The following is a 21,060-nucleotide window of genomic DNA, read 5'->3' on the forward strand; positions in this document are numbered from 1 at the left end:
TCACCGCCCGCGCCGCGGACCCGGCGTTTTCGAGTGGAAGCCCGGCGGCCGCTTGCGCACCCAGCGGATGAACTTCGACAGCCGCGGATGCGCCTTCAGCGCCGCGACGGTATTGTAATCACGCGCCAGCTCGGCCTCGGTCAGCGTGGCGTGGATCTCGTTGTGGCAGATCTGGTGCAACCGCACCACAGGCCCGCCTCCGCCACCCTTCAGCTTCGGCACGAGGTGGTGCAGGCTCTGCCGCGCCTCCGGCGGGATCGGCCGCCCGCAAAGCGGGCAGACCGGGTCGCCCGCGGCCGGTCCGGAGCTATCTTTGTGCCAATCGCCCATGTCTTTCGCATCCCCTGCCCGGCCGGAAGATGTGACATTCAGAACCCGCGGCAAGACCCGGCCCGCGGAAACGCGTTACCTGCGTCACGGGCGGCGTATCGCGGCTTACCGCCGGTTCATCATCGCCAGCCGGATCAGCGCACGCTCCACCAGCGCCATGTCCGGCGCCGTCCGCCCGGCCGAGCGCAGCCTGAGGTCGGTATCGGTCAGCAGGGTCACCGCCTGCTCCAGCCTTGCCGCGCCCCAGCTCTGCGCCTGCCGTTGCATCCGGTCGCGGCGGGGGCCGAAGACCGGCGGACGCACCCGGGCGATGCCCTTGGCCGGCCCCTCCGGATCGGCGGCGGCGGCATAGAGGATGCGGAAATGGCGTGCGGCGGCCATGCACAGGCTGACCGGCTGCACCCCCTGCGCGCGCAGCCGTTTCATCACCGGCCCGATCTCGCCCGGGCGCGCCTCGGCCACGATGTGCAGCACGTCGTCGAGCGCGGCCTCGGATGTGCCCGGCGCGCAGGCGGCGATGTCATCGGGGCCGACGGGCGCCGCATCGTCCAGCTTGTAAAGCGCGAGCTTTTCAAGGGTCTGGCGGAAATCGCCGGGGTCGAGCGCGCGTGCAAGCGCGGTCAGGTCGCGCATCGCGGCATCGGTCAGATCGGTCAGTCCGGCGGTCTTGAGACCCGCCTCGATCTCGGCCCGCGAGGGCGGATCGTCGTAGATCGCGGCGGCATAGGCGTTGTCGTGCCCCTCGAAGAGCTTGCGCAGCTTCGAGCCGGGCTTGAGCGCCCCGGCGGTGACGACAAGCTGCGCGTCGCCCGGCTGCCAGGCACCTAGCGCCTCCGTCACGGGGGCGGCCACCGTGTCCGTCGCGTCCTCGACGAATACGACGCGCGGGCCGGGAAAGAACCCCTGCGCCTTGACCGCGTCGGGCAGCATCGCCGGGTCGCGCCGCAGGTCACCGGCCGCCAGCCGCGTCAGCCGCATCTCTGACTCGCCTTCGGGACCGATCAGCGCCTTGATCACCTCCTGCCGCCGCATCGCCACGCGCATCGCGTCATTGCCGTAGATCAACAGGCCCGCCCTGTCGGGCTCGGGCCGGGCGAAATAGGCCGGCGCGTCGCGCGGGGACAGCTTCATGCCGGCAGGCTGTCCGCCTCGGCGGTCAGGCGCGTGATGATCTTGTCGGTCAGGATGGTCATGAGACGCTCTTCCGCGTCGCGGTCGGCCGCCTGCGTGGCGACGGTCGTGCCCGAGGCGGAAAAGCTGGTGAAGCTGTCGACCTTGCCGCTCGCCAGCACCTTTTCGCTTTCGAGGTCGCGCAGCGCATAGGTCACGGTGCCCAGCTTGTTGTAGCGCGTGATGACGTTGGCGGAAGAGATGGCAATGGCGCTGTCGCGTATGTCTATGGAATAGGACAGGCCATAACGCGCGGGGTCCGGCCGGCCCAGCCGCTCCTCGAAGCGGCGGGTCAACAGGTATCCCGGGCGGCTATCGGGGGAGTCGACGAGCACCGCGACCTGCAACCGCGTCGCCGCACCGCCCGGCCCGTAGGCGGGGGAAAACCCGCACCCCGCAAGCGCGGCGGCGGACAGTAGGAAACTGCGGCGGCTAAACGACGACATTCACGATCCGTCCGGGGACGACGATGATCTTCTTGGGCTGGGCCCCGTCCAGCGACCTGATGACAGCATCGTGCGCCAGCGCGGCTTTTTCAACCTCTGCCTTGTCCATGTCCTTGGGCACATGGATCTCGGCCCGCCGCTTTCCGTTGATCTGGATGGGCAGCGTGATGGTTTCGTCGACCAGCTTGGACTCGTCCGCCACCGGCCACGGGGCCGTCGCCACCAGCCCCTCGTGACCGAGACGGTGCCACAGCTCTTCCGACAGGTGCGGCGTCATCGGCGCCATGAGCTGAACCAGCGCCGTCACCGCCTGCCGCTTGGCCTGTGCCCCCGCGGACGATTTCGCCAGCGTGTTTGTAAAGGCATAGAGCCTGGCGATCGCGGCGTTGAAGCCGAAGGATTCCACCCCGCCCGTGACCTCGTGGATCGTCTTGTGCATCTCGCGCAGCAGCGCCTCGTCGGCCTCGGGGTGCGCCGCCTCGGTGCTCTCTGCGATCTCGGTCACGATGCGCCAGACACGCGAGAGATGCTTGTAGGCGGCCTCGGCGCCCGCGGCGGTCCACTCCACGTCGCGCTCCGGCGGGCTGTCGGACAGGACGAACCAGCGGGCAGTGTCGGCCCCGTATTGCGCGATGATGGTCGAGGGGTCGACCACGTTCTTCTTCGACTTCGACATCTTGGCCGAGGGGATGATCTCCACCTCCTCACCGGTCGGTTTCAGAACGTGCCGGCCGTCACGCTCCTCCACCTCGTCGGGGAAGTGATAGACGGGGCGACCGTTCTCGTCGCGGCTGGCAAAGATCGCGTGAGTCACCATGCCTTGGGTAAAGAGCGCGTCGAAAGGCTCGCGCGATTTTTCCGGCAGGTGGCCGCAGACGTGCATGGCCCGGGCGAAGAAGCGGGAATAGAGCAGGTGCAGGATCGCGTGCTCGATCCCGCCGATATACTGGTCCACGTTCATCCAGTACTCGGCCGCGGCCATGTCCGTGGGGGTTTCGGCGCGGGGCGCGGTGAAGCGCGCGTAATACCACGAGCTGTCCACGAAGGTATCCATCGTATCGGTCTCGCGCTTGGCCGGCGCCCCGCAGGCCGGGCAGGCGCAGTCGCGCCACGTCGGGTGGCGGTCCAGCGGGTTGCCCGGCTGGTCGAAGGACACATCGTCGGGCAGGCGGATAGGCAGGTTCTCCTTGCGCTCCGGCACCACGCCGCAGGCGTCGCAATGCACCACGGGGATCGGGCACCCCCAGTAGCGTTGGCGTGAAAGCCCCCAGTCGCGCAGGCGGTAACGGACCATACCCCGGCCCTTTCCCTGCGCCTCGAACCATTCGATCGTCCGCTCGATGGCATCGAAACCGGTCGCCTCTCCAACCCCGGCGAAATGATCAACGTAGACCACCTTATCGCCCTTGGGCGGCACCAGCGCCGTGTTCCCGACCTCGGCGCTGTCACCCGGAAGATGGAAGGCATTGCGCACGGCAAGGTCGTATTTCCGGGCGAAATCGAGATCGCGCTGATCGTGCGCCGGACAACCGAACACTGCGCCGGTTCCGTATTCCATCAACACGAAATTGCCCACCCAAACCGGCAGGTCACGGTTCTCGGCCGGATGATGCACCGTCAGCCCCGTGTCGAAGCCCAGCTTTTCGGCCTTTTCCAGCGCCTCCTCCGTCGTCGCGCCCTTGCGCGCCTCGGCGCAGAAAGCGGCAAGCTCGTGGTTCTCGGCCTCGAGCGCCTTGGTCAGCGGATGGTCCGGCGAGATCGCCAGAAAGCTGGCACCGTGCATCGTGTCTGGTCGGGTGGAGTAACAGGTCAGCGTGTCGATACCGTGCGTCGGCGCGGTCAGTTCAAAGTCGATCTCGATACCGCGCGAGCGACCGATCCAGTTTTCCTGCATCAGCCGCACCTTGGCGGGCCAATTTTCCAGCCCGTCCAGCGCCTCCAGCAGGTCCTCGGCGAAATCCGAGATGCGGAAGAACCACTGCGTCAGCTCGCGCCGTTCGACCGGTGCGCCCGAGCGCCAGCCGCGGCCGTTCTCGACCTGCTCGTTGGCCAGAACGGTCATGTCGACCGGGTCCCAGTTGACCACCGCCTCCTTGCGGTAGACGAGACCCCTTTCGAGGAAATCGAGGAACAGCGCCTGCTGCTGGCCGTAGTATTCCGGGTCGCAGGTGGCGAATTCGCGGCTCCAGTCGATGGACAGGCCCATCGGCTTCATCTGGTCGCGCATGTCGGCGATGTTGCCATAGGTCCAGTCCTTGGGATGGCCGCCGCTGGCCATGGCCGCGTTCTCGGCCGGCATGCCGAACGCGTCCCAGCCCATGGGATGCAGCACGTTGTGGCCAGTGGCCAGCTTGTGGCGCGCGATCACGTCGCCCATGGTGTAGTTTCGGACATGGCCCATGTGGATACGGCCCGACGGATAGGGAAACATTTCGAGCACGTAGTACTTGGGCCGGTCCTCGTCGCGCTCCGCCCGGAAAATGCCCGCTTTTTCCCAGGCGTCCTGCCACTTGGTCTCGATCTCGGCGGGGGAGTAGCGTGACATCGGCTGCCAGTCCTTCCATCCTTGGGGTTTTCCCGGGTGATAGGCGCACATGCGCCCGTGGTCCAGTCCGTGCCGCGAAAAATGCGCGGGCTTTGCAGCCCGGCGGTGCCCGCCTATAACGGGACCATCCACGGGCGGGCGACGAAACCCATGAAAATCCTCTTCATTCACCAGAATTTTCCCGGCCAGTACAAGCATCTGGCGCCGCTTCTGGCGGCAAAGGGGCATACATGCGTCGCGCTGACCCTGCGCGTGAAGGAACCCAGAACATGGAAGGGGGTCCGGGTCCTGCCCTATGCACTGCCGGAACGTTCCGGGCAGAAGGTGCATCCGTGGCTGGTCGATCTGGACACCAAGGTGACGCGCGGGCATGCCTGTTTTCTGGCCGCGCGCAAGCTGCGCGCGCAGGGCTTCAGCCCTGATATCATCCTTGCGCATCCCGGGTGGGGCGAATCGATGTTCCTGCACGATGTCTGGCCCGCGGCGCGCCTGGGGCTCTACTGCGAACTCTACCACCGTGCCGATTACCCGCATCTGAACTTCGACCCCGAGTTCGAGCAGGGCGACCCGGAAACGCACCCCCTGCGTATAAGGCTCAAGAACCTCAACAACCACCTGCATTTCCCCGACGCTGATGCCGGCATCAGCCCGACGCGTTTCCAGGCAGATACCTTTCCCGATGATTTCCGCGGCAGAATCACCGTCTGCCATGACGGTATCGACACGCGCGTTGCGCGCCCCGACGCGCAGGCACGGCTGCGTATCGACGACGGGCCGGAGGTCAGCCGCGATGACGAGGTGATCACGTTCGTCAATCGCAACCTCGAACCCTATCGCGGCTACCATGTCTTCATGCGCGCCCTGCCCCGGCTCCTTGCCGAACGGCCCGTGGCAAGGGTGCTGATCGTCGGCGGGGACGAGGTGAGCTATGGCGCGCGGCCGCCAAAGGGACAGACGTGGAAGCAGGTGTTCATCGACGAGGTGCGCGGCCACATCCCTGACAGGGACTGGGCGCGCGTTCATTTCCTGGGGCGGATTCCCTACTCGGATTTCCTGTCGCTACTGCGCGTCAGTCGCGTGCACGTTTACCTGACCTATCCCTTCGTGCTCAGCTGGAGCCTGCTGGAGGCGATGAGTTGCGGCGCTGCGGTGGTGGCCAGCGACACGGCCCCCGTGCGCGAGGTGATTCGCGACGGCGATACGGGCCGGCTGGTGGATTTCTTCGACCGTGACGCGCTGGTGGGCGCCGTTTGCCGGTTGCTGGAAGATCCCGAGGAGCGCGCCGCCCTCGGCACGGCCGCCCGGCGGCAAATGGTCAGCGCCTACGATCTGGAAACGGTCTGCCTGCCAAGGCAGCTGGAATGGATCGACGCGCTGTCACGCCTGCCGCGGTCGGTTTGACCGCCGCGTTCAGAAACCCTTGGCCTTGACCCGCAACTGCCGCGCGCGCGACAGGATCGCGTTTTCGACCGCGCGCTGCGTTTCCTTGGACACGGGTCCCCTCCGGGTTTGCAGGGCCACGTTGAGCGAACGGGCATCAAGCGCCGGGTCACTGATCAGGATCGTCGCGCGATAGGCCGTCCCGCCGCCCGGAGGCCGACCATAGCCGGTGCTGATCACGCCGGTGAAGGGGTCCGCGCTCTGGACCGGGAGGAAATCGAGCGTCTGCAGCGAGGCGTTCCAGAGGTAGCGGTTCACCTTGACCTGCGCGCCCCCGTCCTTGAACAGGTCGAAAAGGCTCGACCCATCATCGACGGGGGTGGTCACGTCGGGGCCGGATTCGACCTCGAAGGCCTCTTCACGGACCGTTGTATCCTGAAACGCTCCGCAGGACGCGGTGAAGCCCGCGCAAAGCAGCGCGATAAAAGCTGTCTTCATACGGAGTTGGATCATTTTCGCCGCCCGTGACTGTTTCTCCCCTACTATCCAACAGCAGCGGACGGGGCAAGGAGTTTACCCGCTGCAGGCCATGCTCCGCCCGGCAAGGGATTGTGAAGCGCCGCGGGCCTGTGGCAAAGACCGTGAAAACAACACAACAAGGATCGATCCCTTGAGCCTTTCAGACATCACGGCCCGCATCAGGGCAGCAGAGAAAGAGGCCGGCCGCCCCGAGGGCAGCGTGACGCTGGTCGCGGTGTCCAAGAAGCAGCCCGAGGACCGGATCGAGGCTGTGCTGGAAGCCGGGCACCGTGTTTTTGGCGAAAACCGCGTGCAGGAGGCGGCAGGCAGGTGGCCCGCCTACCGCGAACGCTACGAGGGCATAAGGCTGCATCTCGTCGGCCCGCTTCAAACCAACAAGGCGCGGCAGGCGTTTGGCCTCTTCGACGCGATCCATACCGTCGACCGGCCCAAGCTTGCCCGCACCATCGCGCGCCTGGCACAGGAAGAGGGCCATTGCCCGGATCTGTTCATCCAGGTCAACACGGGCGAGGAAGAGCAGAAGGCCGGCGTGCTTCCTCCGGAGGCGGACGCCTTCGTGGCAGAGTGCCGCGGGCTCGATCTGCCGGTGCGCGGCCTGATGTGCATCCCCCCCGTGGACGAGGAGGCGAGCCTGCACTTCGCGTTGCTGGCCAAGATCGCCGCGCGCAACGGCCTGGATCTGCTGTCGATGGGAATGAGCGGGGACTTCGAGACGGCGATCGCGCTCGGCGCCACGCATGTGCGGGTGGGCAGCGCGATCTTCGGTGAGCGCGCGTACTGATTGCCCCCGTCAAGGCAATGGATCGCCGCGCGGAGTTAACCGGGCGGCATTTCCCCCGCAGGTGGCGGCGCCCCGCAAGTGCACGGCCTGATCCCGCGGGTCAGCGCCCCGCGGGCCGCACGATCAGCCGCGTGCCCGGCCGGATGAGCCGCGCGAGCGCGCGCAGCCGGTCCCTGCGCAGCGCGATACAGCCGGCCGTGGGATATCGCGGCCGCCGCCATGTGTGCACGAATATGCAGGACCCGGCATATGGCACGGCCGGTGGCCGGTTCCAGTCCGTGACCAGCACGAGGTCATAGAGCGGGTCCGCCCGTCGCAACACCTCGTGCGACCCGTCATGGGGACGCGACACGCGGCTGTTGTAGTCCGGCCGCTCCGGATCGTCGGACCACAGGTCGCCCGGTCCGATGGGCCGGGCCCATGCCGCCGGTCGCGCCATCCGGTCCGGCCGATAGAGCAATTCCACGATCCTGTGGACACCCGCAGGCGTTGCGCCGTCCCCTTCGCGCTTTGCCGTGCTGACCCCCGCGCGCCCGATGCTGCACGGAAAACACTGGCCCCTGAAACGCAGGCCCTTGGGCGTCAGAACGAGGTCGCGCGGTGTCATGCCGCCTTGATGCCCGAATCCAGGCCTCGGTTGAAGCCGTCATGGCGTCGCGGCGGTCGCGCGCGCCACATGTTCCCACGATACCGTCGATGCACCTCAGACGGTCAACGTGAAGAACAAGCGGCGGAAGGGGAAAAGAACCGAACCGTCGGAGCGCACCGGGTAGGCCGTGCGCATGACTTCCTCATAGCGTCGGATCAACTCGCCCTTCTCGGCCTCGTCAAGCGCCTGCAGGACCGGCCGCGCATAAGTGCTCTCGGTGAACCGGCGCACCGGATGGCTGTTTCCCTCGGCCACGAGGCGCTGGTAATACTCTGTCTCCCACAGGCGGAACTGCCCCTTGCCCGCCAGCAGCTCCTCGTAGCAGACCGGGGCCATCACGCCGGGTGTGCCCATCTTGCCGACCCGGCCGGGAAAAAGCTCCTGCGCCAGGCTCAGCCACACGCGGTGCGATGGCGCCTTGTTCTGGTGGGGCATCTGCACGGCCAGCGTGCCGCCCTTGCCCAGAAGCGAGGCGAGGCGCGGCATCAGTTTCTCGTGATCGCCCACCCAGTGCAGCACGGCGTTGGAAAAGATCAGGCCCGGCTTGCCCGCCGGGTACCAGTCGCGAATGTCGACCTGCTGCAGCTTGCCGTAGGCGTGGGTCTGCCGCGCCTTTTCCAGCATCGCCGGAGACGCGTCCACGCCGATGATCTCGCGCCCGCCGGCGCGCGCCCTGAGAGCGTCGCCCATGGCGCCGTTGCCGCACCCCAGGTCATACACCTCTCCCGTGCCCATCTGGCTGACACTGTTGAGAAGATCGAGCCCGGGGCGCATCCGCAAATCGTGGAACCGGGCATAGGCGCCCGGGTTCCAGTCATTGCTGCGTGATACGGTCGTCACGTCGAGGGTTCGGGCTCCAGGCCACCATCACCAGACCCGCGCGGGGATTTGGGTTTGGTCTTGGGGATCGACGCGACAGAGGGCTTGTCCTCCTTCTCGGGGGCGCCGCCGTCTCCCTCGTCCTCCGGCGGCTCTCCGCGGATCACGCGGCTGATCTCCTCGCCGGTGAGGGTTTCGTATTCCAGCAGCCCCTCGGCAAGGCGTTCCCAGTCCTGCTTGCGTTCCGTCAGGATGCCGTGCGCGCGCTCGTAAGCCTCGTCGATGAGGCGTTTCACCTCTTCCTCGATCAGCTCCTTGGTATGCGCCGACACCGAGAAGCCGCCTGCGGCATTGCCCATGTAGCCTTCGTGCGCCTGCTCGTAATCGACGTTACCGACCTTCTCGGACATGCCCCAGCGCAGCACCATCGCGCGCGCCAGTCCGCTGGCCTGCTGGATGTCGCCCGCCGGGCCGTTCGAGACATTCTCTGGGCCGTAATGGATGATCTCGGCCGCCTTGCCGGCCATGGTCATGGCAAGCTTCTGCTCGCACTCGTCCTTGTGCCAGTTCAGCCGGTCGATCTCTGGCAGGCTGACCACCATGCCCAGCGCGCCGCCGCGCGGGATGATCGTGGCCTTGTAGACCGGATCGCATTTCGGCAGCGACAGCCCGACGATCGCGTGCCCCGCCTCGTGGTAGGCGGTCTTTTCCTTCTGTTCATCGGTCAGGACCATCGAGCGGCGCTCGGCCCCCATCATCACCTTGTCCTTGGCATTCTCGAAATCGTCCATGGTGACAAAGCGCCGGCCCACCCGCGCGGCCATCAGGGCCGCCTCGTTGACGAGGTTGGCCAGGTCGGCACCGGAAAAGCCGGGCGTGCCGCGCGCCACGATCCGAAGATCGACGTCAGGGCCGAGCGGCGTCTTGCGCGCGTGCACGCCAAGGATCTTCTCGCGCCCCTTGATGTCGGGGTTGGGCACGGTGATCTGCCGGTCGAAACGGCCCGGCCGCAGCAGGGCAGGGTCCAGAACGTCCTTGCGGTTCGTGGCCGCGATGATGATCACGCCCTCGTTGGATTCGAAGCCGTCCATCTCGACGAGAAGCTGGTTGAGCGTCTGCTCGCGCTCGTCGTTGCCGCCGCCGTAGCCCGCGCCGCGATGGCGCCCGACGGCGTCGATCTCGTCGATGAACACGATGCAGGGCGCGTTCTTCTTGGCCTGTTCGAACATGTCGCGCACGCGGCTGGCGCCCACGCCCACGAACATCTCGACGAAATCCGACCCGGAAATGGTGAAGAACGGCACGCCGGCCTCGCCCGCGATGGCGCGCGCCAGAAGGGTCTTGCCGGTGCCCGGAGGGCCAACGAGCAGCGCGCCCTTGGGGATCTTGCCGCCCAGACGCGAGAACTTCTGCGGATTGCGCAGGAACTCGACGATCTCCTCCAGCTCTTCCTTGGCCTCGTCGATGCCCGCCACGTCGTCAAAGGTGACGCGGCCCTGCTTTTCCGTCAGCATCTTGGCCTTGGACTTGCCGAAGCCCATGGCGCCGCCGCCGCGGCCACCGCCCTGCATCCGGTTCATGAAATAGATCCACACGCCGATAAGCAGCAGGAACGGCAGAAGAGAAATGAGGAAGGTCTGGAAACCCGACTGCTCCTGAGGCTCGGCGCTCACCGGGATGTCGCGTTCCAGCAGCATGTCTGTCAGCTTGGCGTCTTCCGGCTTGACGGTCACGTAATCCTGCCCGTCCGTGCTGCGGAAACGAACGGTCTCGCCGTCCAGTGTCACGCTGCTGACGGTGTCATCCCGCACGGCCTGCACGAATTCCGAATACGGCATCTGCCGGCTCTGCAGGGTGTTGCCCGAGCCGCTGAACAGGTTGAACAGCGCCAGGATCAGAAGAAAGAGGACCAGCCAGAAGGCTATGTTTCTCGCGTTACCCAAGGGTGCTCTCCTCGAAAAGGACCGCCTAGCTCTACCACAAGGCTTGAACGTCTTAAATAGCCATCATCCCGGCAGGATCAATGCGCGACGAGCGCGGCGAAGTCGTGGCGATCACGGTGTACGAGCTCTGCCTGCCAGCCGTTTTCCAACCTGGCGAGCGGCGCCGCCAGAAGGGTATCGCCGCGCCACACCGCCGGAGACGCCGCCAGAGACGCTGCCGGCAGAACGGAATTTTTCCTATCTGGACAATACCTTAACCCATCCCTTCCCAACGGCCCGATGCGCATGTCGTCCCGTGCAGGCCCGTGCAGGCGCCAGCGTCCGTCCCAGATCTCGCCGACGGGGACGAAATGTCCCCTCACCGCACTCTCCTCGCGGGTGACGCGCACGCTGCACGGGCGGGAAATCAGGCGGCATCCCTGCAGCGTCAGGGTGTCGCCCCCCGCGACGCTGTCCAGCGCACGCGACAGGGCCGCACCGCGCGGCGGGTAGTCGGCCCCGCTGATCCACATCAGAACCTCGCGGAGCAGCCTGCGGGCGATCTCGGCCGGCAGCGCGGCAAGCCCGCCGCGGTCGATCAACACGTCGCCGAGTTCGATGCGTGCGATACGCCGGGCGACATCGGCCATCTGCATGTCCAGCGCTTCGCGCGCGTCCGCCATGTGACCGGCAACCGACGACAGCGTTGCCGCATCGATCCCCAGAGGCGCGAGCGCCGTCAGCGCCGCCCGCGCCCGGACGCGCTCGAAAGCCTCGTCCGCGTTCGTCGGGTCCTCCGCCCAGCAAAGACCGCGATCCTCGAGCACCGCCCGCAATTCGTCGCGCCCGGCATCCAGAACCGGCCTTGCGAAGGTCACGCCGGCGTGTTCCCAACATGCCGCCATGGCAGATAGCCCGTCGACACCTGCCGCCCGCGCCAGACGCATCAGAAAGGTTTCGGCCTGATCGTCCATGGTGTGGGCAACCGCGATACACGCGATGCCGGTTTCGCGCGCCCACCGCGCCATGAGATCATAGCGCGCGCGGCGCGCACGGTCCTGCAGGTTTCCGTGCCCGTCCCAGCCATGCCACCGCAGCGTGGAATGCGGAATGCCCCGCGCCTTGCAGACACGCGCGACCGCGTCGGCTTCTGCCGCGGCCTCGGCACGCAGGCCGTGATCGACCGTGACGGCGTGAAGTGCCGGGCCGCCGATCCCGCGCCACTCGTCAAGAAGCACCAGCAGCGCCAGCGAGTCGCTGCCGCCCGACACGGCAACGCCAAGGATCGCGGGCGGGTGTTCCCCGAAAAAAGCTTCGATCCGGCCGTCGAGGCCCATGGGCGGGCGCGTCACTGGCAGCCCAGGCGCTGCATTTCTTCACGTGCCTGCTGCGCGGGTTGCCCCCCGGGAAACCGGTACCCGACCTCGGCCAGCGTGGTGCAGGCATCCTCGGTCTTGCCAAGCCGTCCCAGGGCCCGGCCCACACGGTAAAGCGCCACCGGTGCTTGCGCCCCGTTCGGGGCCGCGCTGAACGTGTCCAGGTACACGCGCGCCGCCTTGGAGGTCATACCCGCCGCTTCCAGTGCCTCGCCCCGTTTCAACCGGGCCTTCGCTTCGAGCGGGCTTGCGGGGTAGTCCTGCCGGAAACGCGCGAAAAGGTCGGCCGCGGTCGCGTAATCGCCCTGGTCGAGCGCCTTTTGCGCGGCGTCGAAATCGTCCTGTTCGCTGATGGCCAGCTGCGCCCCGTCGGTGCCGGGGTCGTCCGCCGGGGTGGTGACGGCCGCCATCCCAGCGCCCGCCGCGGCGGTCTCGCCGCCCAGTGTCGTGCCCTCGTCCAGTTGCGCGATGTCGCAATCGCTTTCCAGTTCGCACAGCCGGAACTCCAGATCGCCCAGCCTGTTGGTGCCATCACGCACGATCCGGTCGATACGGTGCTGCAGCTCCTCGGTCTTGGCCGTGAGCCGCTGGAGTTCACTCTCGATCGCCGAAACGCGTTCGATCACCGAGCCCCCGGCCACGAGGTTCTTTGCCCCGCCGGTGGTGCTGAGCTCCCGCTTGAGCTTCTGCAGCTCGACATGGAGCACCGACATTTCCTGCCGGATGTCGGCCAGCGTCGACTCGCGGTCGCCTTGCGCCGCGGCGGCGCCGGCCAGACCGGCCATCACGACACATATTCCCAGCACGAAGCGGCGCATTGGCGGCATCTCCCTAGCTCGTGGGACCGGCGGAGATCACGGTCACTGCGCGGCGGTTGCGCGAATAACAGCTTTCCTCGCTGCAGATCTCGATCGGGCGCTCCTTGCCGTAGGAGACGATCTCCAGCCGGCTGGCAGCCACCCCCTGGCTGACGAGGTATTCCTGCACGGAGTTCGCCCGGCGCGCCCCGAGGGCGAGGTTGTACTCCCGGGTGCCCCGCTCGTCGGCGTGGCCCTCGATCACGGCGTTATAGTCGGAATTGGTCATCAGCCACTCCGCCTGCTGATCCAGCGTGGCGCGCGCGGACGACGTCAGGGTGGACTGGTCCACCTCGAACAGGACGCGATCGCCCACGGCCTCCTGGAAGTAAACCGGCGAGGACGGGTCGCCAGCGGCGGCCGACGCGCTGCTGGCCGCGCCCGCGTCATTGCCGAACCGGGCCGAATTACTGCACGCCGCCAGCGAAAGCGCGGCGGTCATTATGATGAGCTTGCTCAGATTGGTCATGTCGTTGCCCTTGATGCCTCTGTGTCTTGTCACGTTGTGGCCAATGTTTACCCTGGTCTTGGCCCTTTCTTACCACAGCCGACCGCGGTTTGGAACGCGCGCGGTTCACTCCTGCAGCGGCGACCAAGACGGGTCCGACGCCCCGGTGCCGGTTGAGACCTGCCGCAGGTTGCGGCCGGTGATGTCTACCGTGTAAAGGCTCGAGCGGCCCTGCGCGCCGCGGGTTTCGCGCGTGAACATGATGACGCGCCCATTCGGCGCCCAGGAGGGCCCCTCGTCGAGGAACGACGCGGTCAACAGCCGTTCCTCGCTGCCGTCTGTGCGCATGACGCCGATATGGAACCGGCCCTTGGACTGCTTGGTAAAGGCGATGAGGTCGCCGCGCGGCGACCAGACGGGCGTGCCGTACCGGCCCTGCCCGAAGCTGATCCGCTCGGCCTCGCCGCCGCCGGAGGGCATGATGTAGAGCTGCGGCGTGCCGGAACGGTCGCTTTCGAACACGATCCGCTTGCCGTCGGGGCTGAAGCTCGGCGCCGTCTCGATGGATGGCGCGCGGGTCAGCCGGCGGCTCTGCCCCGTGGCGATGGTCATCTCGTAGAGGTCCGTGTTGCCGCCGCGGGTGAGACTGTAGACCACTGTCCGCCCATCGGGCGAAAACCGCGGCGCGAAACTCATCGTGCCCTCCTGGCTGGTTTCCAGCGCCCGGCGCCGCGCACTGGCCACGTCCAGCACGTAGATGCGCGGAAACCCCGTTTCGTAGCTGGTGTAGAGCACGCGGTCCCCGGTCGGCGAAAACCGCGGGGCGAGCACGAGCGCGCTCCCGTCTGTCAGGTAGGACACGTTGGCCCCGTCATAATCCATGATCGCCAGCCGTTTGCGGCGCGCGTCCTTTGGCCCGGTTTCGGCGATGAAAACGACGCGGCTATCGAAATACGGCTCCTCGCCGGTGAGCCGTGAATAGACCTGGTCGGCCACCTTGTGTGCGATCCGCCGCCAGCCCTGCCGGGTGCCGACGAGTTGCAGCCCCTGCCCCATCTCCTGCCCGGCAAAGACATCGTAGAGCCGAAAGCGCACCACGACCTTTCCGGCGTCGTCGACGCTGACCGCGCCAGTGACAAGCGCCTCGGCGTTGATGGCCCTCCAGTCGGAAAACTGGACCGGGCTGGCGAAACTCGTGACCCGCGCGATGTGCGCCTCGGGGGGGATTTCCCTGAACAGTCCCGTACCGGTCAGGTCGGCGGCGATCACCCGCGTGATGCGCTCGGCGAATTCGCGTCCCGCCGCGCTGTCGGCCACAAAGGTCGGCACGGCCACCGGCAAGGGCTCGATCACGCCCTCGGTGATCTCGATCCGGAGCGGCCCGTCATCGTCCTGCGCCGCGGCGGGGGAGGCAAGGATGGAAAAGGCCGCAAGGAGGCTCAGCAGGTATCGCATCATTTGATCCTCATTCTCTCCGGATTGAATGTCATTTCAATATCCCGCCAGCGCTCGTACTTGCCCGGCGGCAGGTCATATCCGTCCACGCCGCAGCGGATGATGGCGCGGCGGGCGGCCTGAAACGCCTGCTCTGCGGCACCGTCGCCGCCACCGGACGAGCTTACCATTTCGATCGAACCGGTCAGCGGACTCCCGTCCTCGGCCATGCGCACGGACACGACGACCGTCGTTCCAAGCGCCTCGGTCGAGAGCGACCCGACATTCCAGCATTGCTCGACCGCCACGCGCAGCGCATCCTTTTCGCCCGCCGTCAGCGGCGGACCGGCGGGGGTATCGGCGCTGTCGCCCGAGCCGCCGAGGGCGGCCGCAACGGCATCCTCCACCGCGGCATCGTCGACGTCGGGCGATGTGGCCGTCTCCTGTTCCGAGGGGGGCTCGGCCGGGTCCTGCGTCTCGGCCTGCGCCGCGCGCTGCGGGCGCGACCTCGGCCTGAGCGAGCGCGACGGTGCGGCATCCGCTTCCTCGGCCTCGGTCACGATCTCGGTCGCGGCTTCCTCGCGGGCGGTAGGCTGTTCCTGTTCTTCCACCGGTTCCGACGTCTCGTCCGGCGCCGTCCGCTCGCGGTCGATGTCGTCGATCTGGACATCTGGGTCCGGCGGGGCCACCGGCTCGGGGGCGACGCGCGGCGCGGGGCTCGGGGCGGACCTTTCGGGCGGCTCAGGCACCAGCGCGGCCGTGTCTTGCCCCGGCGGCTGCAGCACCGGCGGGTCATCACCCACATCCGCCTGCGCCGGTGGCGCGGGGGTCTCGACGTCGGGCGTTGTATCGGGCTGCGCGCTCTCGGTGGCCTCGGGGCGGCTGACCTCCGGCGGGCTGTCCGCCCGGGAATTCAGCGTCGGCGCCTCCCCGGCTGCGGGCGGCTCGGGAGTATCGACATTCGCCGCCGCCTCGGGCTCGGGCTTGGGCGCGGTCAGCGCGGCGTATTCCTCTGCCGAGATCGCTGTCACCTCCGTCACCTCATAGGGCAGCGGTTCGGATTGAAAGGCGCCGCCGAAGACGGCCCAGGCGATGAGGCCGGCATGAGCGGCCCCGGATATGATCTGTCCGGTCTTCATCGGCCACGCGTCAGCCTTCCTCGTCGAGCGTCGGCCCGCCGGTATCGGTGACAAGCCCGATATCGGCGAAACCGCCGCGGTTGAGCGCGCCCATGACCTGCATCACGTCCGCATAGGGCACCGCACCGTCGGCGCGCAGAAAGACCCGGGCGCTGTCCCGCTCGGCCGCGATGGCCCGCAGGCGGCTGACCAGTTCGCCGCGCGCGATCTCGGTCGTCTGTATGGTCACCGTGCCGTCCGCGCCCACGGTGACTGTCAACGGCTCCTCCTGTTCGCCCGGCAGGGCGCCGGCCGCCGTCCTGGGCAACTCCACCGGCACGCCCACCGTCATCAACGGCGCGGCCACCATGAAGATGATCAGCAGCACCAGCATGACATCCACGAAGGGTGTCACGTTGATCTCGGCCATGGGGCGCGTGCGTCCGCGGCCGCGCCGGCGGCGCCCCCCCTCCGATGTCTTCTGAATGACGCCCGCCCCCATTGCTCAGCTGTCCAGCTGCCGGCTGAGGATGGTCGAGAACTCGTCGGCAAAGGCCTCGTAGCCTGCCACGATGCGGTCGGCATCCGCGCTAAGCTTGTTGTAGAAGATCACCGCCGGGATCGCCGCCAACAGGCCCAGGCCGGTGGCCAGCAACGCCTCGGCGATGCCCGGCGCCACCACGGCGATGTTGGTGTTCTGCTGCTCCGCGATCTCGATGAAGGCGTTCATGATACCCCAGACCGTGCCGAAAAGCCCGATGAACGGCGCGGTGGAACCGACCGTCGCAAGTATCGAAAGCCCGCGCTGCAGCTCGTCGGCCTCCTTGGCTATGGCAACATCCATGTTGCGGTCGATCCGGGCCGTTGCCCCGGGAATGAGCGCGCCATCGTCACGATGGGACCGGCGCCATTCCATCATGCCCGCGGCGAAAACGCGCTCGGACCGGCCGGACGGGTCTGCGCCGATCTCCTCGAACAGCTCGTCGAGCGGCTCGCCGGACCAGAACCGCTCGTCGAACCGGTCGGCCTCTGCCCGCGCGCGGCGATAGGCGATGAGCTTCTCGATGATGATCGACCACGCCCAGAACGATGCCAGCACCAGCATCAGCATGACGATCTTGACGATCAAGGTTGCGCGCGCGAACAGCGCCCACAGCGAGTAGTCCGCGGCCTGCGCGACTGCCAGAGTCTCTGCTTCCATCTGCCTGCTCTTCAAATCCGGTTCGTTGCCTTTGGCCTTGTTTGCCGGCCCTTTTGGCGGACAGCCTAGCGGAATTCCACTGCGAACACCATCAAATCCGCGTCAGCGGACCGGCCAAAACGGCGGAAAGCGGATATTTGCCGTCCACGCCTGCCTAATGCAGCTTTCGGCGGATCCCTTCGGGCAGCCGCACGGGCTGTCCGGCCAGGGTGATGCAGGCGATCGTGACGCGCGCGGCAAAAAGCTCCTGCTCTTCGCGCATCACCGACTGGTCCATGACCAGCCGCGCGCCGCTGACCGAGCGGGTGGTGGTGCGCACCTCCAGCACGTCACCGTAGCGCGCAGGCTGCATGTAATCCGCCTCGATCCGGCGCACGGCGAAAACCACGCCCTCCTCGCGCATCGCGTTCTGGTCGAGCCCGAGTTCCCGCACCCACTCGCTGCGGGCGCGTTCGATGAACTTGAGGAAATTGGCGTGATAAACGATCCCGCCCATGTCGGTGTCCTCGTAATAGACATTCATGCCGAAGCGGTGTGTCATGATACTGACCCTAGCGCCGGATTGACGGTTGCGGAAGCGTCGGCGTGGAGGATATGCGATCGACAGGGTCACGTTTGCCCCGTTCCCGGCCCGTGCCGGAGCATTTCCTGGCGGAGAGAATTATGGAAGAAATACTTGATACCTTGAGCGGTTACGGCCCGCTCGTCATCAGTGCGGCAAAGGTTGTCGCCGTGCTCGTCGTCGGGTGGATCGTGGCCGGCGGCGTCAGCGGCATGATCCGCCGCCGCGTGAACGCCAACCTGAAGATCGACAACACGATAGGCAATTTCGTGGCAAGTATCGCGAAGTGGGTCATCCTGCTGATGGTGCTCACGGCCGTCCTGGGGCTGTTCGGGATCGAGGCCACCAGCCTCGTGGCCGTGCTGGGCGCCGCCACGCTCGCCATCGGGCTGGCGCTGCAGGGCACGCTTAGCGACCTGGCCGCCGGGTTCATGATCATCCTGTTCCGACCCTACAGGAACGGGCAGTACGTTGACATCGGCGGCACCGCGGGCACAGTGGTGGACATCAACCTGTTCATGACCGAGCTGGTGACCCCCGACAACGTGCAGATCATCCTGCCCAACGGGCAGGCATGGGGCGCAGTGGTCACCAACTATTCGCACCACCCCACGCGGCGCTGCGATTTCACTTTCGGCATCGACTATGGCGACGACGCCGACGCGGCAATGAAGATCATCACGGACCTCGCCGCGGCCGACGCCCGTGTGTTCGACGATCCCGCGCCATGGGTCCGTGTCACCAACCTCGGTGACAGCAGCGTGGACCTGGGCGTGCGCCTGTGGTGCAATGCGGATGACTACTGGAACCTCAAGTTCGACATGACGAAGGCGGTCAAGGAAGCCTTTGACGCGGGCGGAATCTCGATCCCCTTCCCGCACACGGTCGAAATCCAGAAGACCGGCTAGACCCCCACGCCATCCTGCCGGGCGAGCGAGTACTCGGCCAGCGGCTCGTAAACCGGCCCCTCGCGCGTCAGGTCCGAACGATAGAGCGCGAAATGGTCCACGTCGATCGTACCGGCATCCAGATCGCCGTAGGCCTCCAGCACCCCGGCGATCCGCTGCGTTTCCAGCATGGTCAGCTTCCTTGGAAAGCGGGCCAGCGTGACATGCGGGCGGAACCGCTCTCGCGGCAGGTTCACGCCCGCGCCGCGCGCCGCCGCGCGCACCTTGTCGCGCAGGTGCACCAAGGCCTCCGAACGGTCCACGCCCGCGTAGATCAGGCTGGGCGTGCGGCCGCCGAATATGTCCGTGCCTGCAATGCGGATACCGAACGCGGGCACCGACAGCTCCGACAGGCGCTCGTGCAGCTCTTCGAGCACCGTTTCGGGCTGCTCGCCCAGAAAGGCCAGTGTCACGTGCCAGCTTTCCGGCGCGACGGGGCGGCCCACCTCCAGGGCATGCTGCACCTTGTACAACGCACCCGCCTGCCCGTCCGGGACGGGGATGGCGATGAAGCTGCGGATCCCCATGCCGCGCTCACTGGGTCTGGCCGACCCGCGCGGCGAGCCTGAGCGCATGGGCGGGGTCGCGCGCCACGGGCGGCATCACCGGGTCGTAACCGGCCCTGATCACCGCCGCGATGTCGGGGCGCAGGATCACGCCGTCATCTCCCGCACCCGGTGCCCGCGCCAGCGGCGAGCGATCCATGAAGGCCGTGTCGGACCACAGCACGATCGTCTGCACCACCTGGCTCAGCGCCAGCGTCTCGGCGGGAACCTTGTCCAGCTCGGCATCCATGCGGACAAAGACGAATGCCGCCTTGATCGCGTCCCGTTCATCGAAGCGAAAGACGCGATACTGGTTGGCTCCTCCCTTCTTGAGCCGCTGGACCAGCGGCTCAAGCCCGTCGACAAGGCGGTCCAGGTCGGGCACCTCCAACAGTTCGTCCCAGTCGCGGAAGAAGAACATCATCAGGTTGACGCCGAGTTCCGGGTCGGTCTCGGCCATCTGGTGGCCCGCTAGGCTGACCACGGCCTCGACCGCACCCTTGACGATTTCCAGCGTGCGGTCATCCACCCCGAACACCACCGGCACGATGGGCCGCCCCCAACGGGCAAAGAGGTAGTCGCCGCTCTCGCGCGTGAAAAGCGCCTCGATCCGTTCGCTTGACATGGGCTCGGTCATGGTCACCCGCTTAACAGGCTGCGGCCACAGTGCAATCCCCCGCGCGGTCATGTCGCTGACGGGCCGCCGGCCCGCACATCGACCGAACGGGGGGGTCACTTGCCGAACAGATCGCTCTGCCCCTTGGGCCGGGGCGCCTCCAGCCCCAGGTGATGCCAGCCGCCCTGCGCCAGCATCCGGCCCCGCGGCGTGCGCTGGATCAGGCCCTGTTGCAGCAGGTAGGGCTCGATCACCTCTTCCAGCGCGTCGCGCGCCTCGCTCAGCGCGGCGGCCATGGTCTCGATCCCAACCGGCCCGCCCTGGTAGGCCTCGGCGATCAGCCGCAGATAACGCCGGTCGGCGGCGTCGAGCCCGAGCGCGTCCACCCCCAGCCGGGTGAGCGCGTCGTCGGCCAGCGCGGGGGTTATGCGCCCGTCGCCCTCGACCACGGCGAAATCGACCACCCTGCGCAAGAGCCGCCCGGCAATGCGCGGCGTCCCGCGCGAGCGGCGGGCCACCTCTCGCGCGCCCGCCGCCTCGGTCTCGACCCCCATCAGCGCCGCGTTGCGCGCGACGATCTCGTGCAGTTCGTCCTCGGTGTAGAACTGCAGGCGGGTGGGAATGCCGAAGCGGTCGCGCAGCGGCGTGGTCAGCAACCCCAGCCGCGTGGTCGCGCCCACGAGCGTGAAAGGCTGCAGCTCGATCCGCACGGTGCGCGCCGCCGGCCCCTCGCCGATGACGAGATCGAGCTCGAAATCCTCCATCGCGGGGTAGAGGACCTCCTCCACCGCCGGGTTGAGCCTGTGGATCTCGTCGATGAAGAGAACGTCGTTCCGCTCGAGGTTGGTGAGGATCGCGGCAAGGTCGCCGGCCTTGGCCAGCACCGGGCCCGACGTCATGCGAAAACCCACCCCGAGCTCGCGCGCGATGATCTGCGCGAGCGTCGTCTTGCCCAGACCCGGCGGGCCGTGGAACAGCGTGTGGTCCATGGCCTCGCCACGCTGGCGGGCGGACTGGACAAAAACGCGAAGGTTGGCCTTGGCCTCGGCCTGCCCGATGAAATCCTCCAGCGCCTGGGGGCGCAGGCCACGCTCGGCGTCCTCGGGCAGAGGATCGGGGCGCAAGGTGGGGTCGGGACCGGTCATGGACGCTCCTCAAGCCCGTGCGGGCTTTCCTCGCGAAGAGGCCTGCAAAGGCCGATGAGCGCCGCCATGGTTGCTACCCTTTCGGCGCCAGCAGGCGCAGCGCGGCGCGGATCAGCGCCTCCGCCTCTGCCTGCGGGTCGTCGCCGGCTGCCTGCGCCACGGCTCCGGCCGCCTCGCCGGGTGCATAGCCCAGATTGGTCAGCGCCGACAAGGCGTCGGCCTGTGCGCG

Annotated in this window: 22 protein-coding genes and 1 pseudogene; 3 read left to right on the forward strand and 20 right to left on the reverse strand. The window is 67.3% G+C overall.

Annotated elements, in window-relative coordinates; translation table 11 throughout:
* The 4 genes from ACH13J_RS11980 to leuS all read right to left on the reverse strand — a co-directional run bounded on the left by ACH13J_RS11980 (position 1) and on the right by leuS (position 4,491).
* A complete protein-coding gene (locus ACH13J_RS11980) occupies positions 1–330 on the reverse strand; it encodes an HNH endonuclease (RefSeq protein WP_397543568.1) in 330 nt (109 codons plus the stop codon).
* Positions 331–435: 105 nt separating this feature from the next.
* A complete protein-coding gene (gene holA, locus ACH13J_RS11985) occupies positions 436–1,461 on the reverse strand; it encodes a DNA polymerase III subunit delta (protein ID WP_397543569.1) in 1,026 nt (341 codons plus the stop codon).
* Positions 1,458–1,946, reverse strand: a complete 489-nt coding sequence (gene lptE, locus ACH13J_RS11990; protein WP_397543570.1) for an LPS assembly lipoprotein LptE — start codon at positions 1,944–1,946, stop codon at positions 1,458–1,460. Before lptE ends, holA begins: the two co-directional genes overlap by 4 nt.
* Positions 1,933–4,491 (reverse strand): leucine--tRNA ligase, encoded by a 2,559-nt coding sequence (gene leuS / locus ACH13J_RS11995; RefSeq protein WP_397543571.1) that lies wholly within the window; start codon positions 4,489–4,491, stop codon positions 1,933–1,935. Before leuS ends, lptE begins: the two co-directional genes overlap by 14 nt.
* Before the next feature lie 150 nt (positions 4,492–4,641).
* On the opposite strand from leuS, the gene ACH13J_RS12000 reads away from it, so the two are divergent.
* On the forward strand, positions 4,642–5,892 hold the full coding sequence (locus tag ACH13J_RS12000) for a glycosyltransferase (protein ID WP_397543572.1): 1,251 nt from the start codon (positions 4,642–4,644) through the stop codon (positions 5,890–5,892).
* Positions 5,893–5,901: 9 nt separating this feature from the next.
* Here the strand turns inward: ACH13J_RS12000 and ACH13J_RS12005 are convergent, their stop codons facing one another.
* Positions 5,902–6,369, reverse strand: a complete 468-nt coding sequence (locus tag ACH13J_RS12005; RefSeq protein WP_397543573.1) for a DUF3576 domain-containing protein — start codon at positions 6,367–6,369, stop codon at positions 5,902–5,904.
* Positions 6,370–6,541: 172 nt separating this feature from the next.
* Between ACH13J_RS12005 and ACH13J_RS12010 the strand changes: the two genes are divergently transcribed.
* The gene (locus tag ACH13J_RS12010; RefSeq protein ID WP_397543574.1) at positions 6,542–7,192 is read left to right on the forward strand and encodes a YggS family pyridoxal phosphate-dependent enzyme; all 651 of its coding nucleotides are present in this window, start codon (positions 6,542–6,544) and stop codon (positions 7,190–7,192) included.
* Positions 7,193–7,292: 100 nt separating this feature from the next.
* Here ACH13J_RS12010 and ACH13J_RS12015 read toward each other — a convergent pair whose 3' ends face one another.
* The 11 genes from ACH13J_RS12015 to ybgC form a co-directional block, all read right to left on the reverse strand.
* Positions 7,293–7,799 carry a L,D-transpeptidase family protein gene (locus tag ACH13J_RS12015; protein ID WP_397543575.1) on the reverse strand — a complete coding sequence of 169 codons (507 nt, stop codon included), beginning with the start codon at positions 7,797–7,799 and terminating at the stop codon, positions 7,293–7,295.
* A 96-nt stretch (positions 7,800–7,895) separates the two neighbouring features.
* Positions 7,896–8,615, reverse strand: a complete 720-nt coding sequence (locus ACH13J_RS12020) for a methyltransferase domain-containing protein (RefSeq protein ID WP_397543591.1) — start codon at positions 8,613–8,615, stop codon at positions 7,896–7,898.
* A gap of 62 nt (positions 8,616–8,677) precedes the next feature.
* On the reverse strand, positions 8,678–10,603 hold the full coding sequence (gene ftsH / locus ACH13J_RS12025; protein ID WP_397543576.1) for an ATP-dependent zinc metalloprotease FtsH: 1,926 nt from the start codon (positions 10,601–10,603) through the stop codon (positions 8,678–8,680).
* A 77-nt stretch (positions 10,604–10,680) separates the two neighbouring features.
* Positions 10,681–11,934 carry a tRNA lysidine(34) synthetase TilS gene (tilS, locus tag ACH13J_RS12030; RefSeq protein WP_397543577.1) on the reverse strand — a complete coding sequence of 418 codons (1,254 nt, stop codon included), beginning with the start codon at positions 11,932–11,934 and terminating at the stop codon, positions 10,681–10,683.
* A complete protein-coding gene (gene ybgF, locus ACH13J_RS12035; RefSeq protein ID WP_397543578.1) occupies positions 11,931–12,776 on the reverse strand; it encodes a tol-pal system protein YbgF in 846 nt (281 codons plus the stop codon). Before ybgF ends, tilS begins: the two co-directional genes overlap by 4 nt.
* A gap of 13 nt (positions 12,777–12,789) precedes the next feature.
* Positions 12,790–13,284: a peptidoglycan-associated lipoprotein Pal gene (pal, locus tag ACH13J_RS12040; protein ID WP_397543579.1), complete on the reverse strand. Its 495-nt coding sequence runs from the start codon at positions 13,282–13,284 to the stop codon at positions 12,790–12,792.
* A gap of 105 nt (positions 13,285–13,389) precedes the next feature.
* Positions 13,390–14,721, reverse strand: a complete 1,332-nt coding sequence (gene tolB / locus ACH13J_RS12045) for a Tol-Pal system beta propeller repeat protein TolB (protein WP_397543580.1) — start codon at positions 14,719–14,721, stop codon at positions 13,390–13,392.
* On the reverse strand, positions 14,718–15,836 hold the full coding sequence (locus ACH13J_RS12050) for an energy transducer TonB (protein ID WP_397543581.1): 1,119 nt from the start codon (positions 15,834–15,836) through the stop codon (positions 14,718–14,720). The genes tolB and ACH13J_RS12050 overlap by 4 nt, the downstream gene beginning before the upstream one ends.
* Positions 15,837–15,846: 10 nt before the next feature.
* Complete coding sequence (gene tolR, locus ACH13J_RS12055) at positions 15,847–16,317, reverse strand: protein TolR (RefSeq protein ID WP_397543582.1); 471 nt, start codon at positions 16,315–16,317, stop codon at positions 15,847–15,849.
* Positions 16,318–16,320: 3 nt separating this feature from the next.
* Positions 16,321–17,016 carry a protein TolQ gene (gene tolQ, locus ACH13J_RS12060; RefSeq protein WP_397543583.1) on the reverse strand — a complete coding sequence of 232 codons (696 nt, stop codon included), beginning with the start codon at positions 17,014–17,016 and terminating at the stop codon, positions 16,321–16,323.
* A gap of 154 nt (positions 17,017–17,170) precedes the next feature.
* A complete protein-coding gene (ybgC, locus tag ACH13J_RS12065; RefSeq protein WP_397543584.1) occupies positions 17,171–17,557 on the reverse strand; it encodes a tol-pal system-associated acyl-CoA thioesterase in 387 nt (128 codons plus the stop codon).
* 122 nt (positions 17,558–17,679) lie between these two features.
* Between ybgC and ACH13J_RS12070 the strand changes: the two genes are divergently transcribed.
* Positions 17,680–18,486, forward strand: coding sequence for a mechanosensitive ion channel domain-containing protein (locus tag ACH13J_RS12070; protein WP_397543585.1), 807 nt, complete (start codon positions 17,680–17,682; stop codon positions 18,484–18,486).
* Here the strand turns inward: ACH13J_RS12070 and thpR are convergent.
* The 4 genes and pseudogenes from thpR to ACH13J_RS12090 form a co-directional block, all read right to left on the reverse strand.
* Positions 18,483–19,052 carry an RNA 2',3'-cyclic phosphodiesterase gene (thpR, locus tag ACH13J_RS12075; RefSeq protein ID WP_397543586.1) on the reverse strand — a complete coding sequence of 190 codons (570 nt, stop codon included), beginning with the start codon at positions 19,050–19,052 and terminating at the stop codon, positions 18,483–18,485. The two genes, ACH13J_RS12070 and thpR, sit on opposite strands and share 4 nt — an antisense overlap.
* 7 nt (positions 19,053–19,059) lie before the next feature.
* Positions 19,060–19,707 carry a hypothetical protein gene (locus tag ACH13J_RS12080; RefSeq protein WP_397543587.1) on the reverse strand — a complete coding sequence of 216 codons (648 nt, stop codon included), beginning with the start codon at positions 19,705–19,707 and terminating at the stop codon, positions 19,060–19,062.
* Between the two features lie 95 nt (positions 19,708–19,802).
* The gene (gene ruvB / locus ACH13J_RS12085) at positions 19,803–20,831 is read right to left on the reverse strand and encodes a Holliday junction branch migration DNA helicase RuvB (RefSeq protein ID WP_397543588.1); all 1,029 of its coding nucleotides are present in this window, start codon (positions 20,829–20,831) and stop codon (positions 19,803–19,805) included.
* Positions 20,832–20,904: 73 nt separating this feature from the next.
* Positions 20,905–21,060: pseudogene (locus ACH13J_RS12090) on the reverse strand (Holliday junction branch migration protein RuvA); the annotation flags it as partial.

The sequence above is a fragment of the Roseovarius salis genome, assembly GCF_044472985.1.
In the GTDB taxonomy this organism is placed as follows: Bacteria; Pseudomonadota; Alphaproteobacteria; order Rhodobacterales; family Rhodobacteraceae; genus Roseovarius; species Roseovarius salis.